General features: G+C 70.0%; 8 protein-coding genes and 1 pseudogene. 1 reads left to right on the top strand and 8 read right to left on the bottom strand.

All coding sequences use genetic code 11. From position 1 onward, the window contains the following. Positions 1–55 precede the first annotated feature (55 nt). Positions 56–199, top strand: a pseudogene (locus ACZ6N8_RS28300) (alcohol dehydrogenase catalytic domain-containing protein); the annotation flags it as partial. Positions 200–471: 272 nt separating this feature from the next. Here ACZ6N8_RS28300 and ACZ6N8_RS28295 read toward each other — a convergent pair. The 8 genes from ACZ6N8_RS28295 to ACZ6N8_RS28260 all read right to left on the bottom strand — a co-directional run. Next, entirely contained in the window at positions 472–945 is a 474-nt protein-coding gene (locus ACZ6N8_RS28295) for a MerR family transcriptional regulator (protein ID WP_466013758.1), read from the bottom strand. An 18-nt stretch (positions 946–963) separates the two neighbouring features. Then, positions 964–1,836, bottom strand: a complete 873-nt coding sequence (locus tag ACZ6N8_RS28290; protein WP_466013756.1) for an SDR family NAD(P)-dependent oxidoreductase — start codon at positions 1,834–1,836, stop codon at positions 964–966. A gap of 351 nt (positions 1,837–2,187) precedes the next feature. Further along, on the bottom strand, positions 2,188–3,432 hold the full coding sequence (locus ACZ6N8_RS28285; RefSeq protein WP_466013754.1) for an MFS transporter: 1,245 nt from the start codon (positions 3,430–3,432) through the stop codon (positions 2,188–2,190). Between the two features lie 52 nt (positions 3,433–3,484). Then, entirely contained in the window at positions 3,485–4,336 is an 852-nt protein-coding gene (locus ACZ6N8_RS28280; protein ID WP_466013752.1) for an AfsR/SARP family transcriptional regulator, read from the bottom strand. A gap of 83 nt (positions 4,337–4,419) precedes the next feature. Then, positions 4,420–7,221: an AfsR/SARP family transcriptional regulator gene (locus ACZ6N8_RS28275; RefSeq protein WP_466013750.1), complete on the bottom strand. Its 2,802-nt coding sequence runs from the start codon at positions 7,219–7,221 to the stop codon at positions 4,420–4,422. Positions 7,222–7,542: 321 nt separating this feature from the next. Further along, positions 7,543–8,235 carry a cysteate racemase gene (gene cuyB / locus ACZ6N8_RS28270; protein ID WP_466013749.1) on the bottom strand — a complete coding sequence of 231 codons (693 nt, stop codon included), beginning with the start codon at positions 8,233–8,235 and terminating at the stop codon, positions 7,543–7,545. After that, positions 8,232–16,721: an amino acid adenylation domain-containing protein gene (locus tag ACZ6N8_RS28265; protein ID WP_466013748.1), complete on the bottom strand. Its 8,490-nt coding sequence runs from the start codon at positions 16,719–16,721 to the stop codon at positions 8,232–8,234. The genes cuyB and ACZ6N8_RS28265 overlap by 4 nt, the downstream gene beginning before the upstream one ends. Further along, positions 16,718–18,819 (bottom strand): non-ribosomal peptide synthetase (locus tag ACZ6N8_RS28260; protein ID WP_466013746.1); only part of this gene is annotated, 2,102 nt, incomplete at its 5' end. The genes ACZ6N8_RS28260 and ACZ6N8_RS28265, both read right to left, overlap by 4 nt.

The raw sequence follows: 18,819 nt of genomic DNA, 5'->3' as shown, positions 1-18,819 counted from the left end.
AAGAGCTCCGCAGCCCGGAGTTTCGGCAGGGCGACCGGCAGTGCCTCGGAGCGGGCCGCCGCGCGTCATGGGCCACGAGATCGCAGGCGGGATAACCGAAGTCGGTGGCGAGGTCACAGGTTGGCGGCCGGGGGACCGGGTCCAGATCATCGCCGCCATCCCGTGCGGTACGTGCGCCGAGTCCCGTGGCAGCCCGCGCTGATCGCGCTCCTCGCCTCCTGCGCGGCAGCCGGCGTCGAGGCGGGCGAGTCAGTCGGTGTATGTGGAGAGGCCGCCGCGGTCAGCCGCCCAGTGGTACGGACCAGCACGACAGGATGGCCCGGCTTGTCGTCGTAACAGGCCCGGAGCTGGCGAGCGTTGTGTCACAGGCCGCGATGGTGGTCTTTGCTGCTGACCGGCGAACCCGCCCGCGTCGACGGCGTACTGGCCGACCTGGCAACCACCCTGAGCAGGTTGGGTAGCGGGCGTGTGTCAGCCTTCCGGGTGCCCGTCGTAGACGCGGATCTTGTACTCGGTGGTCTCCAGCGCCAGCCCGAGCTCACGGATCTGCCGCGTGATCCGGTCGTGCTGGTCGCGCATGATGCGTCGGCGTTCCGTGACGGTGCTCGGGCCCTGCTCGACGAGCGAGATGTAGCGCTTGAGGTCGGTCATGGTCATGCCGGACAGGCGCATCCGGGTGAGGAAGACGAGGCGGCGCAGGTCGGATGCGGAGTACTCGCGGTACCCGGAGGCGTTGCGGGCGGGCCGCACGAGCCCCTCCTGCTCGTAGTACCGGAGGGTGTGCGTCGACAGGCCGACAAGCCGGGCGGCCTCGGCGACACTCCTGGGCGCCGTCGAGGCCTCGATGGTGGCGTCGTCGAGCAGCTCGTGCAGCGCGTCGATCCTCGACGAGGACGGTCCGTCGCTGGCAGCGAGGATGCGTTCGATCAGCGCTTCGGTGGCCATGGCATCAGCGTACGGCGATCAGAAGGCGCGAACCGCGGGCGGCATGCCTGGGAAGTCCGCCGACTCGCTCACCGACGCCCATCTCTGGACGTCGTCGAGCGCCCCACGGTAGACGCGGGTGAGGTTGCGAACCGCCTCGGCGCCGAGCGGGAGCCGCAGCGGCGCGTCGGGTGTGTCGAGCATGTCGCGGATCACCCGGGCGGCGCGTGCCGGGTCGCCCTCCTGGATGCCGTCGGCCTTCGCCATGTCCGCGCGCACGGCACCGATGACCTCGTCATAGATCGATTTCTGCTGCCCGGTGTTGAGCACGTCGGCGGCGTTGAACGCGGTGCGGAAGCGACTGGGTTCGACGATGAGGACGCGGATGCCGAACGGTGCCACCTCGCCCGCAAGCGCCTCCGGCCAGCCCTCGAGCGCGAACTTGCCGGCCGAGTAGCTGCCGACGGCGGGAAACGACATCCGCCCGCCCTGGCTGCTCATCTGCACGATCGCACCAGAGCGACGCTCCCGCAGGTGGGGCAGCACGGCACGCACATAGGCGGCCGGGCCGAACAGGTGCTGCTCGAGCATGGCCCGCAGCGCCGTGTCCGTGATCTCTTCGGCGGCGCCGACCTGTCCGGCGCCGGCATTGTTGACGAGCACGTCGACGCGCCCGAACACCTCCAGCGCCCGCTGCACGACCAGGGCCGCTCCGGCCGTGTCGCGCACATCGTGCTCGATGGCGAGGAGCCCATCGCCGTACCGCGCCCCGAGCCCGTCGAAGCGGTCGGCCCGTCGCGCGGTCCCGATCACCTGCTCGCCGGCCTCGAGTGCCGCCTCGGCGAGCGCCAGACCGAGGCCCGAACTCGCGCCCGTGATGATCCATGTCTTCGTCTCGTTCGTCGCGGTCACGGCCCGACGCTAAAGCTTCGAGCGCGCTCGAAAGCAAGCCGCGCTCGGGCCCAGGAGGCGACGAGCGGTCCCGCCCGCTTGATCCACCGCGCGACGATCTCGGTTTCGACGCGGTGCACGTCGGGAGCGCGCCGTACCGGTGCAGGTGGTCGGTGGCCCATGGCCACGTCGCCGACGTCGAGCAGCACCCTCGTTGTGCGTTGCTCGTTCCAGACCTGGGGTAGGTGTAGCGGGGGTCGGTGAGGATGTCGACCCCGCGGTGATCATGTCGGCGACAACTCGGACTTCGTGGTGTGGCCACACCTCGTCCACCCGGCCCCACCAGCGGCATCTCAAACGGCTGCTGCTGTACTAGCTGATCTTGACTGCCGCTTCTGTCGTCTGGGGAGGGCCAGGTTTGTCGTCCATCGCGCGCCAGACCCGGCGGTTGACGATCGGCAGCAGTGTGGCCAGGAAGTAGCCCCCAGCGGCGCAGGCGACAGCGACGGTGAGGCCGCTCGCATTCACGAGCCAGCCGCCGAGCAGGCTGCCCAGCGGAATCCCAGCCATGGCGACGGCCGTGGCCAGGCCGAAGACGCGTGCTCGCAGCGCCCCAGGGACTCGTTCATAGGAGGTCGCCGACAGGATCGGGTTGATCGCCGCAGCTGCCGCGCCACCGGCGGTCGCCACGACGAGAACCACGACGATGTCGTTGCTCAGCGCGAGCGCCAAGAACCGTGGTGATCCCGCTATGAGGAAGGCGATCGTGAACGTCAGGTACCGCGGGAGCCGCTTCGCGAGAAAGATGAAGGCGAAATTCCCGCCGAGCGCGCCCAGGGCGAAGCCCGCCGCGATGACACCCAACGCGGCGACGGGCTGCCCCCCGTCCCGGATCCACACCGGAACGAAGATGCTCAGGTAGGCGTTGTCGAACATGTTCGTCAGGAAGAGCATGATCAGCACGCCGAGAACGAGCGGGTCGCTCCTGAGAAACCCGAGACCGCCGCGCAGCGCGGTCAGATAGCCCTCTCGTGGCTCCTCCGCGCTGGATCCGGTAGGCAGGAACTCGGCCGGCACCCGGACCGTGGTGAGGATGATGATGGAGGAAGCGGCGAACAGGCCCGCCGCGACGGCCATCGTGCCCGAGACACCGAGTGCTGAGGCGATCAAAAGGCCGGCCAGAGGCGCCCCGACCAGAATGGACAGTCGCCACACCACGTCATAAACCGAGGCCATCCGGGTTAGGTCCGCGTCGGCGTACCTGACGACCGCCGGAAGCATGACCCGTTTGGCGTTGTCACCAAACCCGCGCATGACGCCCAACGTCGCCACCAGCGGGGCCAAGGTGATGAGGTTCCCCGGGCCGTGCAGCGAAACGGCGATCATGGCCAAGGCGCTTCCGGCGTCCGCGACCACCGAGACCCGGACCGGGCCGAGTCGATCGACCAGGGGTGGCCCCAGTATGCCGACCAGGACGTAGGGCACCATCTCTGCGGCCGTCACCACGCCGACGTAACCGGCGTTGCCGGTAGCGACCAGAACGAACCAGGGCACCACCACCACGGACATCCGGGTCCCGGTGAGCGCGAGCGCCTCCGCGGTGAGGAACGTGGTCAAGCTGACACGTCCGCGCCTCATCCCGATCACCCTTCGTCCGGCAGGGTATCCGTCACGACGCCAGGGGCCGGGGCAGCGGGCCGACGATACCCGGCAGGGAAGGCTTCGTCGTCCGACTCGCGCCCCCGGGCCGGTCGTGCAGCAACAGCCGCTCGTCCCGCTGCAGAACGGCTCGGTGCAGTGCCTGTAGCCGGGCGGACGGCTCGATGCCGAGCTGGTCGTTGAACTGCTGCCGGATCCGGTGGAAGGCCGTCAGGGCGCCGGCCGGGTCTCCGCTGAGATACAGCGCTCGCATCAGCTGTTCCGACGGCCTCTCGCGCAGTGGGTGGTTGAGAACCATGGTGCGCAGATCGCGGACGAGGTTGAGTCCGTCGCCGAGCGCGATGAGCGCATCGTAGTAGTCCTCCGTCGTGGTCAATCGGTGCTCGTCCAGATAGCCGAGCTCGCTGTGTAACTGCCCGGTGACCACGGCGGCCACGTCTTGCCCAGCCGTACCCGACCAGAGACGCAACGCGCGGTCGAGGTCGCCGACAGCCGCGTCAGCGTCGCCGCGGACCAACGCGGCATGCCCGCGGTCCGCCAGTTCCTTGAATCGCTCCACGTCCAGTTCGTCGCCGGTGGTGACCAGGCGATATTCGGCAGCCCCGCGACGGGTGACGAGCCGGGCGAGGGAAGGATCAGCCCGCTTGAGCGCCCTTCGCAGCCGCGACAGGTAGCTGCGCAGGTTGGAGTCCGCCGAACGGGGCGGCACATCCCACAGGGCCCGAGCCAGCGCCGACTGCGACACGAAACGACCGCCCGCCAGGAGCAGAACGGCGAGGACAGCACGATCCATGATCGAAGTGAGGGGCACCGCAAGTTCTTCCACCGTGGCCTGAACCGGGCCGAGGAGGCGAAAAGCCACAGTCACAGCTTCACTCCCAGGACATAGGGCGATCTATTCGCTTTCAACCTCCCAGACGACTCCATCGCATTGTCATCCACTGCTCACAACTCGCCGAGTTGAACGAGCGCTTCGGTCTCCCCGACCGGGTCGTTCGCCTCCCGGCAGAGTCGCAGCGCCTGCAGATACCACTGAGCGGCGTCCTCGTGGCCGGCCCGGCGCCTGGCCGTTCCGATCCTCATCAGGGCCTCTGCCTCGGCGCTGCGGATGCCGAGGCGCCGGATCCCGTCGAGGGCCGAGTGAAGGTGCTCCAGGGCGGTCTCGGGCTCGTCGAGGTGCAGGAAGATGGCCCCCATGTTGCTGCGGATGCGGGGCTCATGCTGGTCGGCACCGGCGTCGCGGGCCATCGCGAGAGCGTATCCCAGCCGGTCCAGACCGGCGTCCGGCTTGCCGAGCGCGAGCAGGGCGTCCGCCGAGCCGGTGAGCGCCTGCACCGCGAGGATGGGGTTGTCCGCCACCTCGGCCAGTTCGAACGCCCGCTCACTCTCGGCGAGGGCCTCACCGAAGTTCTCCTCGTCCTGGAGCACCCGGCTGATGCCGAGGCTCACGCTGGCCGCTCCGGCCGTGTCCCCGGCCTCGTCGTAGAGCGTGGCCGCGCGGGACAGATGCGCCAAGGCGAGATCGGGTTCATGCGTGACGGCGAGGGCGGCGCCGAGGGCGTGATGCACATATGCCAGGGGCCGGGGCTCGGCGACGGCGTCTGCCCGCTCGGCGACACTCTTCCAGAAGTCGATGTCGGACGGTGGGTAGCCGGCCATCACGAAATAACTGCTCACCTGGTAGATCAGCTGGATCGCGAATTCGACGTCGATCTCCAGCGCCATCGCGGTCACCTGTGCCAAGTTGGCCCGCTCGCCGTCGAGGACCCGGATGGCTTCGATCACGTTCGTGATCGGCATGACCGCGCTGCCGGACGGCGAGTCGTCCGGCAGAGGATAGCCGTTGCGGTCCGGGCGCAATACCCGGTTGGTGCGGCCGGTGACCGCGAGGTACCACCGCACCAGGCGCTCGCGGGCCACGTCGGGCCGGTCTCGTTCGGCATGCCGCCTCAGGAGCTCCACGGCGAAAGAGCGTATGAGTTCGTGCATCGTGAAGTACCGGTCGCCGAGGTCGACGACCAGGTGCAGGGCGACAAGATTTTCGATACTGTGCCGGATCCCGGCGGGCGGAACCCCGAGCATGGCAGCCACCGCATCGAGCTTCACCCTGACGCCGGGGTGAGCAGCCATGATCCGGAAGATGGTCGCGTCGTCCTCGCTCAGAGAGGCGTAGGCGCTGGCGAGCACCGACCGCACGCTGCGCGTGTCGCCGCCGATGACGAAGGCGTCGAGCGGCGCCGCGTCTGCGGCGCATTCGTCGGCGAGTTTCTCGAGCGTCAACGTCGGTTCGGCCAGCAGTCGCGCGGCCAGAGTCCGCAGAGCCAACGGCATTCCGCCGCATACATCGAGCAGGCGCTCCCAGGCCGGACCGTCCGTCAGGGTCGGCGCCCGACGAGCCGCCTCGGTGAGAACACTGAGGCTCTCCTCGCGATTGAGCGGCTCCAGCCGGCAGTAGGTGACGGGCACGTGCGTGTGCATGGCCACGAGACGGCTGCGGCTGGTGACGACGAGAAGCGCGTTCGGCGACGGGGGGACGGCAGGGAGGAGCTGCTCGATGCTCTCGACGTTGTCGAGGATGATGAGCAGCCGTTTCTCGCTGATGAGCGACCGCAGCAGGGACACGCGCTTGTCGATGCTGTCCGGAACCCGGTTCGGCGCGACCTGCAGGCTCTCGAGGATGTACCGCAGGATTGCGGCCGGTGTCTGTGCGTTGCCCGGCTCGTGGCCGTGCACGTCGAGGAAGATCTGACCGTCCGGGAACCTGCCCTTGACGGCGTGCGACCACTGCACCACGAGCGACGTCTTGCCCATTCCGGCGGCGCCGGTCACCGCGAGGACCTGCACCTGCCCGCACTCCGCGGAGAGGCGTTCCAGCTCGAAAACCCTGCCGGCGAAGCAGCCCACCTTCGGCGGGAGCTGCCGGGGCACCGGCGGTCGGATCTCCGCTTCGCCACCGGAGGGTGCCGCACCGGGCTCTGCGGCGTCCGGAACCTCGAGCAGGGCCGGGTCATTCCGCAGGATGCGCTGGTGCAGATCCTGCAGATCGGCGGCTGGATCCAGGCCGAGTCCGTCCGTCAACCTCGTACGGAGGTCCTGGTACGCCTCCAGCGCCTCCATCTGCCGGCCGTCGCGATAGAGAGCGACCATGAGAAGTCTGGTCAGACCTTCCCGGAAGGGGAACTTGGCGACCAGCCGGACGAGTTTGGGCAGCGCCCGTTGGTGCCGCCCCAGCTCCAGCTCCAGCCGGAGACACTCCTCCCAGGCTGCCGGCAGTTCCTGGTCGAGCAGCGTGGCCTCCGCGCGGATCACGGCGCTCCCCACGCCGGCGAACGCCGGCCCGCGCCACAGTTGCAGGGCTTGGCTCAGCGTCGCGGCCGCCTGCGCGAGGTCCCCCTCATGCTGCTCGGCCGCAGCCCGGCTGACGAGAGTGCGGAACCGGACGAGATCGAGCTGCTCGGGATCGATCGCGAGCCTGTACCCCGTGCGGACCGTCTGAATGATCTCTTTCGCGCCGGTCACATCGGCCCGCTGCCAGGCCTGACGGACCCGCGAGGCCGCGTTCTGGACCTGGCGTTCCGCGGAGTCCGGCGGCGCGCCGTCCCACAAGGCCTCGGTAAGCGCGCCGATCGGCACGACGACATTGGGACTGAGTAGCAGCCGGGCCAGAAAACGCTCCTGACGCGGAGGCAGGACGGGTAAGCGCTCCCTGTCCCACACCTCAAGAGTCCCCAAAATCCGGAAATCCATTCGACCGCCCCCGTGCCGTCGATTCTGCGATGCGCTACCGTCGGGTGCGCTCGGCAATGATAGTGGTAGACGGGGATCTATACCCCCCTTCCTTCATCCGAAGCGGCGGGATCGGCTTCCCCTGCTCAGCAGGTCGTCCGGATCACCCGCACCCTGGCTGGTAGGCAGACCAGGGCCGGTCCATCAGCGACGTCAGTGCCCGCCGCCCACGCCCGGCGCGGACGCGACCCTCCACCTCCGCTCTGCGCGACAACCCGCCCCGCAAGCCTCTACTGTGTACGCCCGGGGCAGCAGCGCTTGTCGGTGACGGGCACTGGCGGGTCAGGCGTACGCCGGGGCCAGACACTCTCTCAGCGCAGCCTCCACCAGCACGTCGGTCACGCTGACCATCGGCATGCCCGGCGGTGGCATCGGTGCCACCAGCGGCACTTCGGTGCAGGCAAGGACAGCGGCGTCGGCCCCGTCGGCCCATCGCCGAGCCAGGATGGCGCTGCAACGTTCCCGTAGGGGAGCGGCGGGCGTGCCCGCTTTGACCGCGTCGATCAGTGTCTGGAGCTCGCGTTGTGAATGCGCGTCCGGGTAGACCGGTCGGCTTCCGGGGGTGAGGTGGGAGTCGTAGAGACGCAGGTCAGCAGTGGCTTGAGTAGCAAGGAAAGCAGGCCGCCGGAAGCCAGCCCGGCCGAGGGCGACCGCCGTCTCGTCCAGCAGGTTCAGGACCGGAACGGCCACCGCGTGCTGAATTTCGGAGTGATAGGCGTGGGTGGTGGCTGAGGCGATGACGATCAGCTCGGCTCCCGCCTTCTCCAGCCGCCGGGCGACGTCGCGCAGCGCTGACGCCGGCGACCGGCCGGTGCCCAGGAGGTGCTCGACCCGGTTGGTCACCGCCGGACTCGAGACCAGTACGACGGGTAGATGTTCCTGATCGCAGTTCGCCGGCGTCCGTCGGACCAGCTGTTCGTAGAAGTGCACGCCGGCCAGCGGGCCGACGCCGCCAACCACCCCGAGGGTCTTCACGGCCGGACCCCCTCCGCCAGTAGAAGGAGATCACTGATGGCCGCGCGCCCGCCCGTCCCGTTGGTCAGGACGACCAGGGCGCTCCCGCGCCGGGGATAGGCGATGACGAGTCCATGCTGGTCGGGCCCGCTACCACCATGGCTCATCGACAGCGCGTCGCCCTTGCCGCTCACGAATGTGCCGAGCCCGTAGCCGGAGAACGGCGGCGTGGCGAGCATGCTGGCGAACCCGTCGGCGGTGAGCACGGGCGACGTCCCGCCGCCCGCGACGGTCAGCTCGTGACGGAACAGCCGGGCCAGGTCGGCGGCGGTGGTCCACATACCCGCGGCCGCCGCGAGGGCGGTGGACGGCATCGGGCCGGGAACCGGATGCCCCTGCTCGTCGTGCCGGTCGGCCCGAACGCCGACGGGCGCCTCCGGCCTGAATCCGGTCTGCCGCATCCCGGCCGGATCCAGGATCCACTCCTGGACCAGATCGGCGAATGAGTCTCCCGTCACGTCGGCCAGGAGCTGCTCAACGACGGCGAAGTTCAGGTTCGAGTACTCGTACGCCGTGCCCGGCGGTTTGGCGTAACGGACGGGTCCCCAACCGGGAACCTCACCGGCCAGCAGCTGCACCAGCGTCGGGCGGGGACGCCCGGACGCCACCGGAACGTCGTCCAGAAAAGGGAACCCGGACGTGTGCCGCAGCAGCATCCGGGGCGTGACCGGAACCCGGTGCTGCGGCAGCTGCCACGAACGTAGGTAGTCGGAAGCGGGACGGTCCAGGTCCAGCACTCCGCGCTGGGCCAGGCGTAGCGTGAGTAACGCCGTCACGTGCTTCCCGATGGAACCGCCGCGGAAGACGGTGTCCGCCGTCACCCGATCCGAACGTTCGCTGTTGACGACGCCCTGCCCCCAGAGCGCCGCCACGTCGCCGCCACGCAGCACTGCCAGCGCGACGCCCGGGACGTGGTGCCTGGCCAGCACCTCGTCGACGCTGCCGCTACCGGGCGAGAGCAGGGGCGTTTCGCGGCGTCGTATGCCCTTGGAGAGCAGATCGGTCAGATGGCGGACGTAGTCGGAGGCCAGCTCTTCGACCTGTCCAGCGGTGAGTTGACCCGCGGAGTAGGTCCAGTTGAGGTGCAACCGTCCATCGACGACGCCGGCGTTGACGTCGAGCAGGTAGGGACGCCGTCCGTCGGGCGCTCGGTTGGGCCCCCAGCTGCGCGGGAGCGGACGGAACATGCCGTCGTCCTTGTTGCGCTGGCGATCGAGCCGTCCGTGGTAGTTGAAAGAGATGCCGGGACGTACCGTGGCCGCCATCCTCGCGGCTGAGCCGGCGCGCAGATAGCGGGCCAGTCCGTGCCCGATGCCCCGGTGCGGGACGGCGCCACGCTGGTCGCGTACCACGGCGACAGCCTTGGGCCAGTCCTGCTCGCCCGAGCCGAGACAGAGCGGTAGCAGGCTGGTGAACCAGCCGACCGTACGCGAGACGTCACAGTCGGCGAAGAGCGGCTCGCGCCCGTGGGCCTCGAGTTCCACCCAGACGCCGTCACCGTCGTCCCATCGTCGCAGGGTCCGGCCGAGGACGGCCAGCAGGACGTCGTTGATCTCGGCACCGAGCGCCGCCGGAACCTCGCCGATGAGCCGTCGGGTCGCCCCGGCGTCGAGGGACGTCTCGACGTGCGCGGCGTTGCGCTCCAGGCCGGTGTCGATCCGGTCCGCCACCGCGGCGCCCGTTCGAGCGGTCCACGCCGCGGCCTCCTCGGCGAAGTCGTTCGATTCGGCGTACGCGGCGAGGCGCTCGGCCCAGCCCTGGAAGGAAGTCGTCTTCGGCGGCAGTTCGACAGGCCGGCCGGCCTGGAGCTGATCGACGGCGGTCCGTAGGTCCTCCAGCAGGATGCCCCAGGAGACGGTGTCCACCGCAGCGTGGTGGATGACGAGTTGCAGCTGGTGGGGCGCGTCCTGCGCGGTGAAGCAGGCCGCGGCGACGAGGCGGCCGTCGGCGAGCGACAAGCCACTCTGGAGGCCGGCCGCGACTGCCCGGCACCGGGCGTCCCGCTGGTCGGTCGTGAGACCCGTGAGATCAACGACCGCCACGCGAGGGCCGGCGCCGCTGTCGGGCGCGGCCACCGAAGCCGTCCAGCCGCCTGATTGCCGGGACATGGAGGTACGCAGCGCATCGTGGTGCTCGATCAGGGCCGTCAGCGCTCGCTCGATGACGGTGGGGTCGACCGGGTGCACGCACTCCAACAGAACGGCCTGGTTGAAGTGGTCGTGGCGAAGGTCCGGCTGTTCGGTGAACCACCGCAGGATCGGGGTGAGGGTCACCTCGCCGCTGACCGGCTCGAGGCGCACGTCCACCCGCTTGACCCCGGTCGCCGGCAGCGCCTCGGCGAGTGCCGCGATCGTGCGATGCGCGAACATCTGGCGGATGGTCAGCGGGAGCCCGGTGTTCTGCGCCCGGGCCACGATCTGGATGGAGAGGATTGAGTCGCCGCCGAGTTCGAAGTAGTCGTCGTGGACGCCGATGTCGTCCACGCCGAGGACCTGCTGCCAGATGCCGGCGAGCGTCTTCTCGACCGGCGAGTGCGGCGCGGCATAGGCCCGGCGGACGCGGCCGGCGACCGGCGCGGGCAGAGCCCGTCGATCGACTTTGCCGCTCGGCGTACGCGGGAACTCCTCGAGCCGTTCGAACGCGGCCGGAACCATGAACTCGGGAAGCCGGCGCGCTGCGGCCTCGCGCAGGGCCGCGTGATCGGTCTGCGCGCCGCGATAGTAGGCGACGAGCATGCGGTGTCCTGGCTGGTCCTCCCGAACGATCACGACGGCCTGCTGGACGGCAGGGTGGGCGGTCAGCGCGGCTTCGATCTCCCCCGGCTCGATCCGGTAGCCACGCAACTTCACCTGTTCGTCCACACGGCCGGCGTAGTCGATCTCGCCGTCCCCGGTCCACCGGGCCAGGTCGCCGGTACGGTAGAGCCGGCTGCCCGCCGGTCCGTGCGGATTGGCAATGAAGCGCTGCGCGGTGAGCCCGGGCCGGTTCAGGTAGCCGTGGCCGACCTGGGCCCCGCCGACGTACAGGTCGCCGAGGACTCCGACGGGAACGGGTTCCATCGCGGCGTCGAGGATCAGGACGTCCGTGCACCCGACCGGCCGGCCGATCGGCACGGACACGCCCGACGCCGCCGGTGGCACCTCGTACATGGTGGCGTAGATCGTCGTCTCCGACGGGCCGTAGCCGTTCCAGAGGCGGCCGACGCGATTCAGCACCTCGCGGGCGAGCGTCACCGGAAGAACCTCACCGCCGCAGACGCCCTTGACCCGGGGTGTGCGCCAGTCGGTCTCGGTGAGCAGTTGCCAGGTGGTGGGCGTTCCCTGTACCAGTGTGACGCCGGCGGCCTCGATGGTGTCGGCGAGCAGACTTCCGTCGCGTGCCATCTCCCGGGTGCCGATCATGATCGAGGCGCCTGCGGTCAGTGGGACGAGGAGTTCCACCACGGCGATGTCGAAGGAGACGGTGGTCAGGGCGGCCACCACGTCGCCGGAGTGCAGTTCGACGCGCCGGACCATGTCGGCGGCGAGTGAACTGAGCCCGCCATGATGGATCATCGCGCCCTTCGGGCGACCGGTGGAGCCGGAGGTGTACACGACGTACGCGAGATCATCACCGGTGACCGGTACCTGCACCGGTCCTGCCAGCTCGGTGAGGTTCGTCTCCTGGAGCATGTCGTCGGTGACGACGATGGCGGCGCCGCTGTCCGCGAGCATGAACTCGATGCGGTCGGCCGGATATCCGGTGTCGATAGGCACGTATGCGGCCCCGCACTTGAGTACGGCGATCATCGCGACGACGAGGCCGGGCCCCCGCTCGACCAGGATGCCGACGAGGCTGCCGCGTCCCGCCCCGAGCTGGACCAGCCGGTGGGCGAGCCGATTCGCCCGGTCGTCGAGCTCGGCGTAGGACACGCTCGCCGAGCCGAACATGACGGCCGGGGCCGCGCCGGGCATCGAGGCGATGATCTCGTGGATCGGCGGTCCCGCAGGTCGGGTGGGAGTGACGCGGAGCAGCTGCCGCCGCTCGGCCTCGTCCAGCAGCCGCAGGCCCGAGATCGGCGTTCCCGGGGCGGCCACGACCGCGGCGAGCAGGCGCGTGTACTGCGCGACCAGGCGTTCGACTGTCGCCCGGTCGAACACGTCGGTGGCGAAGACGGCTTCACCCGCCAGGCCGTCCGGCCCGTCGATGAGGACGAGGCTGAGGTCGAACTTGGCCGCCTCGCTGTCCAGCCGCACCGTCTCGACTGCGGCGCCGGGCAGGCGCGGATTGGCCAGCTGGTTCTCACGCAACTGGAACATGACGTCGAAGAGCGGGTTACGACCCATGTCGCGGGTGCCGCCCACCTCGTCGGCCAGTCGTTCGAACGGCACGTCCTGATGCGCGAACGCGCCGACGCACACCTCCTTGGTCCGGTCGAGCAGCTCGCTGAAGGCCGGGTCACCGGAGAGGTCGCCGCGCAGGACGACGGTGTTGACCAGGAAACCGATCAGCGACTCCAGCTCCGGGCGGTCGCGGCCGGCGATCGGTGACCCAACGGCGATGTCATCCTGGCCGGACCACCGCGACAGCAGCACCTCGAACGCGGCCAGGGCCGTCATAAACAGGGTCGCCCCGCGGCCCCGTCCCACCGCTCGCAGACCGTCGCGCACCAGCGGCGGCACCTCGAAGCGGACGACGGCGCCCTTGCCGGACCGGTTCGCCGGCCGGGTCCGGTCCAACGGCAGCTCCAGAGGGGTGAGCCCCGCCAACCGCTCGCGCCAGTGCGCCACGTCGCCGGCCTGGTCCTGCCACACCGCCACATCGCCGAACTGCACCGGCAGTGGCGGCAATTCCCGCCCCTGATAGGCGTCCATCAGTGAGGACCAGAGCACCGGTATCGACCAGCCGTCGCAGACGAGATGGTGAACGACAACCAGGACGATGTGCTCGTCGTCCGCGAGGCGGATCACCACAGTCCGCAGCAGCGGGCCGGCGCCGAGGTCGAACGGCTCGGCGATGGCGGTGGCGAGCACCTCGTCGGTCCGAGCCGACAGGGCCTCACCCGTCGCACCGCGCAGGTCCACGACCCGTGGGGCGAGCGGCCGGACGGCATCAACCAGCTGAACCGGCCCCTCGGCGCCCGGCACGAACCGGGTCCGCAACGATTCATGCCGCTCGACCAGCGCAGCCAGGGCGGACGGGAGGCGTTCCGGCTGGAAAGCACCTGTGATCCGCACGGCGGACGACATGTTGTAGTCGGCGCGCCCGGGCTGGAACTGTTCCAGGAACCACAGCCGCCTCTGCCCGGGCGTGAGGGGCGCCGACGATCCGGCGGGTCGGGCGGGGATGGGGCCGCCCTCCGGGGCGTCCCCGGTCAGACCGGCGGCGAACGCGGCGAGCACCGGCGAGCTGAACAGCTGACTGAGCGCGATATCCACTCCGAGTATTCGGCGCAGGCGCGACACGGCCTGGATCGCCGTGAGCGAATGGCCGCCCAGCTCGAAGAAGTCGTCGAAGGCACCGACCTGGTCAACGCCCAGCACCTGCTGCCACACCGCAGCGACCGCTGCTTCCCGCGCCGTTCGCGGTGGCTCGTGGTCGCGCGAGGAGTTGCGGTCCGGGACGGGCAGGGAGGACCGGTCGACCTTGCCGTTGGACAGCAGCGGCATCGTGTCGAGCTCGACGAGGTAAGCCGGCACGCAGACGTCCGGCAGCACCGCCCGCAGGCGGGCCAGCAGACCGGCGCAATCCGCGGCCCCTGTTCGCCAGGTGACGTACCCGCCCAGCCGCACCCCGCCTTCCGACCGGTCCACGATCACGCAGGCGTGCTCGACGCCGGGGTAGGCGGCCATGACCGCCTGTGCCTCGCCCGGCTCCACCCGCTGGCCGCGGATCTTGACCTGGTCGTCACGCCGGCCCTGGAAGCCGAGGTCGCCGTCGGACAGCCAACGGCCCAGATCCCCGGTCCGGTAGAGCCGGGATCCCGGCGGCCCGTACGGGTCGGCGACGAACGTCGTCGCCGTACGGGCCGGCTCGTGCACGTATCCGTACCCCATGCCGTTGCTACGCAGGTAGATCTCACCGACGGCACCGTCCGGCACCGGCCGCAGACGGTCGTCGAGAACCAGGCAGGCGGCGTGGGCGATCGGCCGGCCGACCGGGATGGCCTCCCGGTCGCAGTCCTGCTCGGTCACTTCATGAAAGGTCGAGGTCATGGTGCACTCGGTCGGCCCGTACTGGTTGAGCAACCGCAGGCCGGGGGCGAGCCGGCGCGCAGCGCGGGCGTGCGCCGGGGTCAGCCTCTCCCCACTGGTCATCAACAACCGCAGGCCTGGTGCGAAGTTCTGCGGCGCCACCGCGGCGACGAGGGCCATCAGGGAAGGGATGAAGGAGATCACGGCGGTGGCGCCGTAGCGGCTCACCGCGGCGACCAGCGCATCGGGATCGCGGGCCTCCTCGTCGTCAGCGAGCGCGACGGTCGCACCGGTCAGCAACGGGCCGAGGATGTCACGGACCGAGGCGTCGAACACCAGCGCGGAATGCGCCAAGACGACGTCGTCGACGGTCAGCCCGATCTCCGAGCGTAGGTGGTCCAGGTAGCTCACCACACCCGCGTGCCGGATGAGCACACCCTTCGGCTGTCCCGTCGACCCGGACGTGTAGACGATGTAGGCCACATCCTCGCCGGTCACCGTGGCCTCGGTCGGGCCGGCCGGGACCTGCCGGGCAGCGTGCATGACCTCGCCAGTCACCACCAGCTCGGCCGCGCTCTGGGCCAGGATGAAGTCGGTCCGTTCCCGGGGATGCCCCGGGTCCACGGCCACGTAGGCGGCGCCGCTCTTGAGGACCCCGAGCATCGCGACCACGACGTCGACGCCGCGACCCAGATGGAGGGCGACCACCGAGCCGCGACGGATCCCCCGTCCGGTCAGGTAGCGGGCCATCTGATTCGCACGATCGTCGAGCTCGGTGTAGGACAGCGTCTCGTCGTGAAAGCGCAGCGCGGTGGCCGATCCACGCTCGGCGACCCGCCGGGCGAATGCCTCCGTGATCGCCGGACCCGGACGTCCGGCGACGTCCCTGTGGAGCCGGTCCCACTCGGTGGCGCTGATCAGCGGTAGCCGGGACACCGGAGTCTCGGGTTCGGCCACCACGAAGGCCAGCACGGCGGTCAGCCGGTCGGCGAGCCGGGCCACCGTCGCGTGATCGAAGACGTCGGTGGCATAGACGAACTCACCGCGCAGTCCGTTCGGCCCGTCGGTGAGCACCACGTTCAGGTCGAACTTCGCCGACCCGTTGTCCAACGGCAGGGTGGTGACATCGGTTCCCGGTAACGGCGTGACGGGTGCCTCGTCGGCACGCATCTGGAACATCACGTCGAACAGCGGGTTCCGGCGTGGGTCCCGCGATCCGCCGAACTCCTCGATGAGCTTGTCGAAGGGCACGTCCTGATGGGCGAAGGCGTCGAGGCACCGATCGCGTACCTGACCGAGCAGACCGAGGAACGACGGGTCGGCGGACAGGTCCGCGCGCAGCACGACGGTGTTGACGAAGAAGCCGATGAGCGGCTCGAGTTCCGGTCGCACGCGCCCGCTGACCGGGGAGCCGACCACCACGTCGTCCTGGCCGCACCACCGGCCGAGTAGCGCCTGGAACGCCGCGAGCACGGTCATGAACATGGTGGCGTTGGTGCGCCCGGACAGCGCCCGAAGCCCGTCGTGTACGTCGTTCGGAATCTGGAAGTGCACCGTGGCGCTCGCCGCCGCGCGGTCACCCGTCCGGCCGCGGTCCAGGGGCAGCTCCGGCACGGACAACCCGGCCATCTGGGTACGCCAGTAGTCGAGGTCGAGGGAGGCGTCCCGGCCCTGCCAGGCCGCGAAGTCGCCGAACTGCACCGGTAGCACCGGCAACGGCTGGTTCCCGTACGCGGCGGCTATCTCCGACCAGAGCAGCCGGAGCGACCAGGCGTCGCACACGATGTGGTGGACCACGGTCAGTACGGTGTGCGCGCGGTCGGTGACCCGGTTGACCACGATCCGCATCAGCGGACCGGTGGCCAGGTCGAACGGCTGACTGACGGTCCGCCGGACCTCGTCGTCGGTGGCCGGTCGGTCGACGAACTCCCAGTCGAGCAGGGGCCGGTTTTCAACGACGCCGAACGCAGTGCCGTCGCGGTCCTCGAACGTGGTGCGCAGGGACTCGTGACGTTCGATCACCCGGAGGGCCGCGCGGCGGAACGCCTCGGGGTCGAAGTCACCGGACACCTGGAGCATGATCGGCACGTGGTAGTCCGACCGCTCCGGACGAAGTTGGTTCAACGCCCACAGGCGCTGCTGTGCCGCGGAGGCCGGGTTGTCGGATGCGGCCCGCCGCCTGATGGTTGCGGTACCGCCGGCCATCCGGTTGCGAGCGGCAGCCAGCCGGTCCCGCAGCGCCGATGCGCGGTCCTGCCCCGTCGTGGATGTCATGACTGACTGCTCCCTTCGCTGCTGGTGCGGTCGATGCCGTCGAGGTCGCTGAGTAGTGCCTCCTCGACGGCGGCTGCCAGTGCGGCGATCGTGGGGTGGTCGAAGATCAGTCGCACCGGAAGATCCAGCTCCAGCACCGTGCGGAGCCGTCCGGCAAGTCGCATCGCGAGCAGCGAGTGGCCGCCCTGCGCGAAGAAGTCACTGTGGACGTCGACCGCCGCGGCCGGCAGGACTTCGGACCAGGCGCAGGCGACGATCTCCTCCAGCTCGGTACGTGGCGCGGTCACGTCTCCGGTGTCGGTCACGGCGGCCTCGCGAGGATCGGGCAGCGCCTTCCGGTCGAGCTTGCCGTTGGCCGACAGGGGCAGGCGTGCCATCTCGACGAACACCGACGGGACCAGATGGGCCGGGAGGCGCTCGCTCAACGCCGCGCGGAGGCGCCGGACGTCGTCGCGCTGTTCCCCGCGGCGTACCACGTACGCGGCCAAGGCAGCCTCCGCCGGCGCCGGCTCCCATTTGACGACGACGGCGTCCTCGACGTCGGACAGGCCACGCAGGGCCGCCTCCACCTCTCCCAGCTCGATCCGCACTCCGCGGATCTTGACCTGGTGGTCGACCCGGCCGGCGAACTCCAGCTCGCCGGCAGCGGTCCAGCGGGCCAGGTCGCCGGTGCGGTACATCCGGCTTCCCGCCGGTCCGTACGGGTCCGCGACGAAGCGCTCCGCAGTGAGCCGCGGACGCCGCAGGTAACCGAGGGCGAGTTGGGTGCCGGCCAGGTAGAGCTCGCCGCGCACCCCGGCAGGAAGTGGTTGCAGATGGGGGTCGAGCACGTACGTCCGGGTGTTCCACACGGGCCGACCGATCGGCACCGACACCGCTGCGGGATCCGGCTCACACCGGTGATAGGTGACGTCCACAGAGGCTTCGGTGGGACCGTACAGGTTGTGCAGGACCGCTTTCGGCAGCACCTCAGCGGCGCGGCGCACGAGTTCCGGGGTGAGCGCCTCGCCGCTGCACACCAGCCGCTCGACGGTCGTGCAGCCGGCCGCGGCGGGCACGGCGAGCATCTCGGCCAGCATCGAGGGGACGAAGTGCACCGTGCTGATGCGCTCGCGTTGGATGACATCGGCGAGGTACTCGGCGTCACGGTGCCCGTCAGGGTCGGCCATCACCAGGGTCGCGCCCACCATGAGCGGCCAGAAGAACTCCCAGACCGAGACATCGAAACCGTACGGCGTCTTCTGCAGCACCCGGTCGTCCGGGGCCAGCGCGTACTGATCCTGCATCCACAGCAACCGGTTCACGATGCCGGTGTGCGACACCAGGACACCCTTCGGGACACCCGTCGAGCCCGACGTGTAGATGAGATAGGCCGGCGCGGACCCCGGTACCGGCCCGATCACCGGCGGCGGGGCGTCCAGCCGCGGCCACAGGTGCGCTCCGACCGGCAGCACCGGCGCGGGAAGCCCGGTGATCTCCGCGTCCGAGAGCACGACGACGGCACCCGCGTCCTGGACGATGAAGGCCTGGCGTTCCGGCGGGTAGTTCGTGTCGATCGGCAGGTAGGCCGCGCCGGCCTTCAGTACGCCGACGAGTGAGACCACCAGATTGAGGGAGCGCTCCTGGATGAGCGCGACCACGTCGCCGGTGCGCACTCCGGCGGTACGCAGGTGACTGGCCACCTGGTTCGCGGCGACCTCGAGCTGGGCGTAGGTGTAGACGTCGTCGCGGTGCCGCACGGCGACGGCGTCCGGGGTCCGGGCGGCCTGCGCGCTGATCAACTCGTGCAACGGCAGCTGGACGCCGTGGTCCCGGCCGGTGTCGTTCCAGCCGCTCAGGACCAGGTCGCGTTCCGCCTCGTCCAACAGGGGCAACCGCGACAGCGAACGGCCGGGATCGGCAACCGCACCGGCAAGCAGCCGGACCAGGTAGCCGGCGCAGCGGCGGACGGTGTCCTCGTCGAACAGGTCCGTCCGGTACTCGAGACAGGCGGCGATACCCGAGCCGTCGTGGTGTTCGGTGAATTCGAAGGACAGGTCGAACTTGGCGGTCGTGCGGGGTGCGGGCAGCAGTTCGGCGTCCAGGGTGCCCATCCGTA

The sequence above is a fragment of the Micromonospora sp. NPDC047521 genome, assembly GCF_055587305.1.
This window is presented reverse-complemented; position numbering and strand designations above follow the sequence as displayed.

What these genes read in the sequence shown, in the direction of transcription:
- ACZ6N8_RS28265 (WP_466013748.1), bottom strand. Translation starts at nt 16,721, where the DNA reads ATGACATCCACGACGGGGCAGGACCGCGCATCGGCGCTGCGGGACCGG.
- ACZ6N8_RS28295 (WP_466013758.1), bottom strand. Translation starts at nt 945, where the DNA reads ATGGCCACCGAAGCGCTGATCGAACGCATCCTCGCTGCCAGCGACGGA.
- ACZ6N8_RS28275 (WP_466013750.1), bottom strand. Translation starts at nt 7,221, where the DNA reads ATGGATTTCCGGATTTTGGGGACTCTTGAGGTGTGGGACAGGGAGCGC.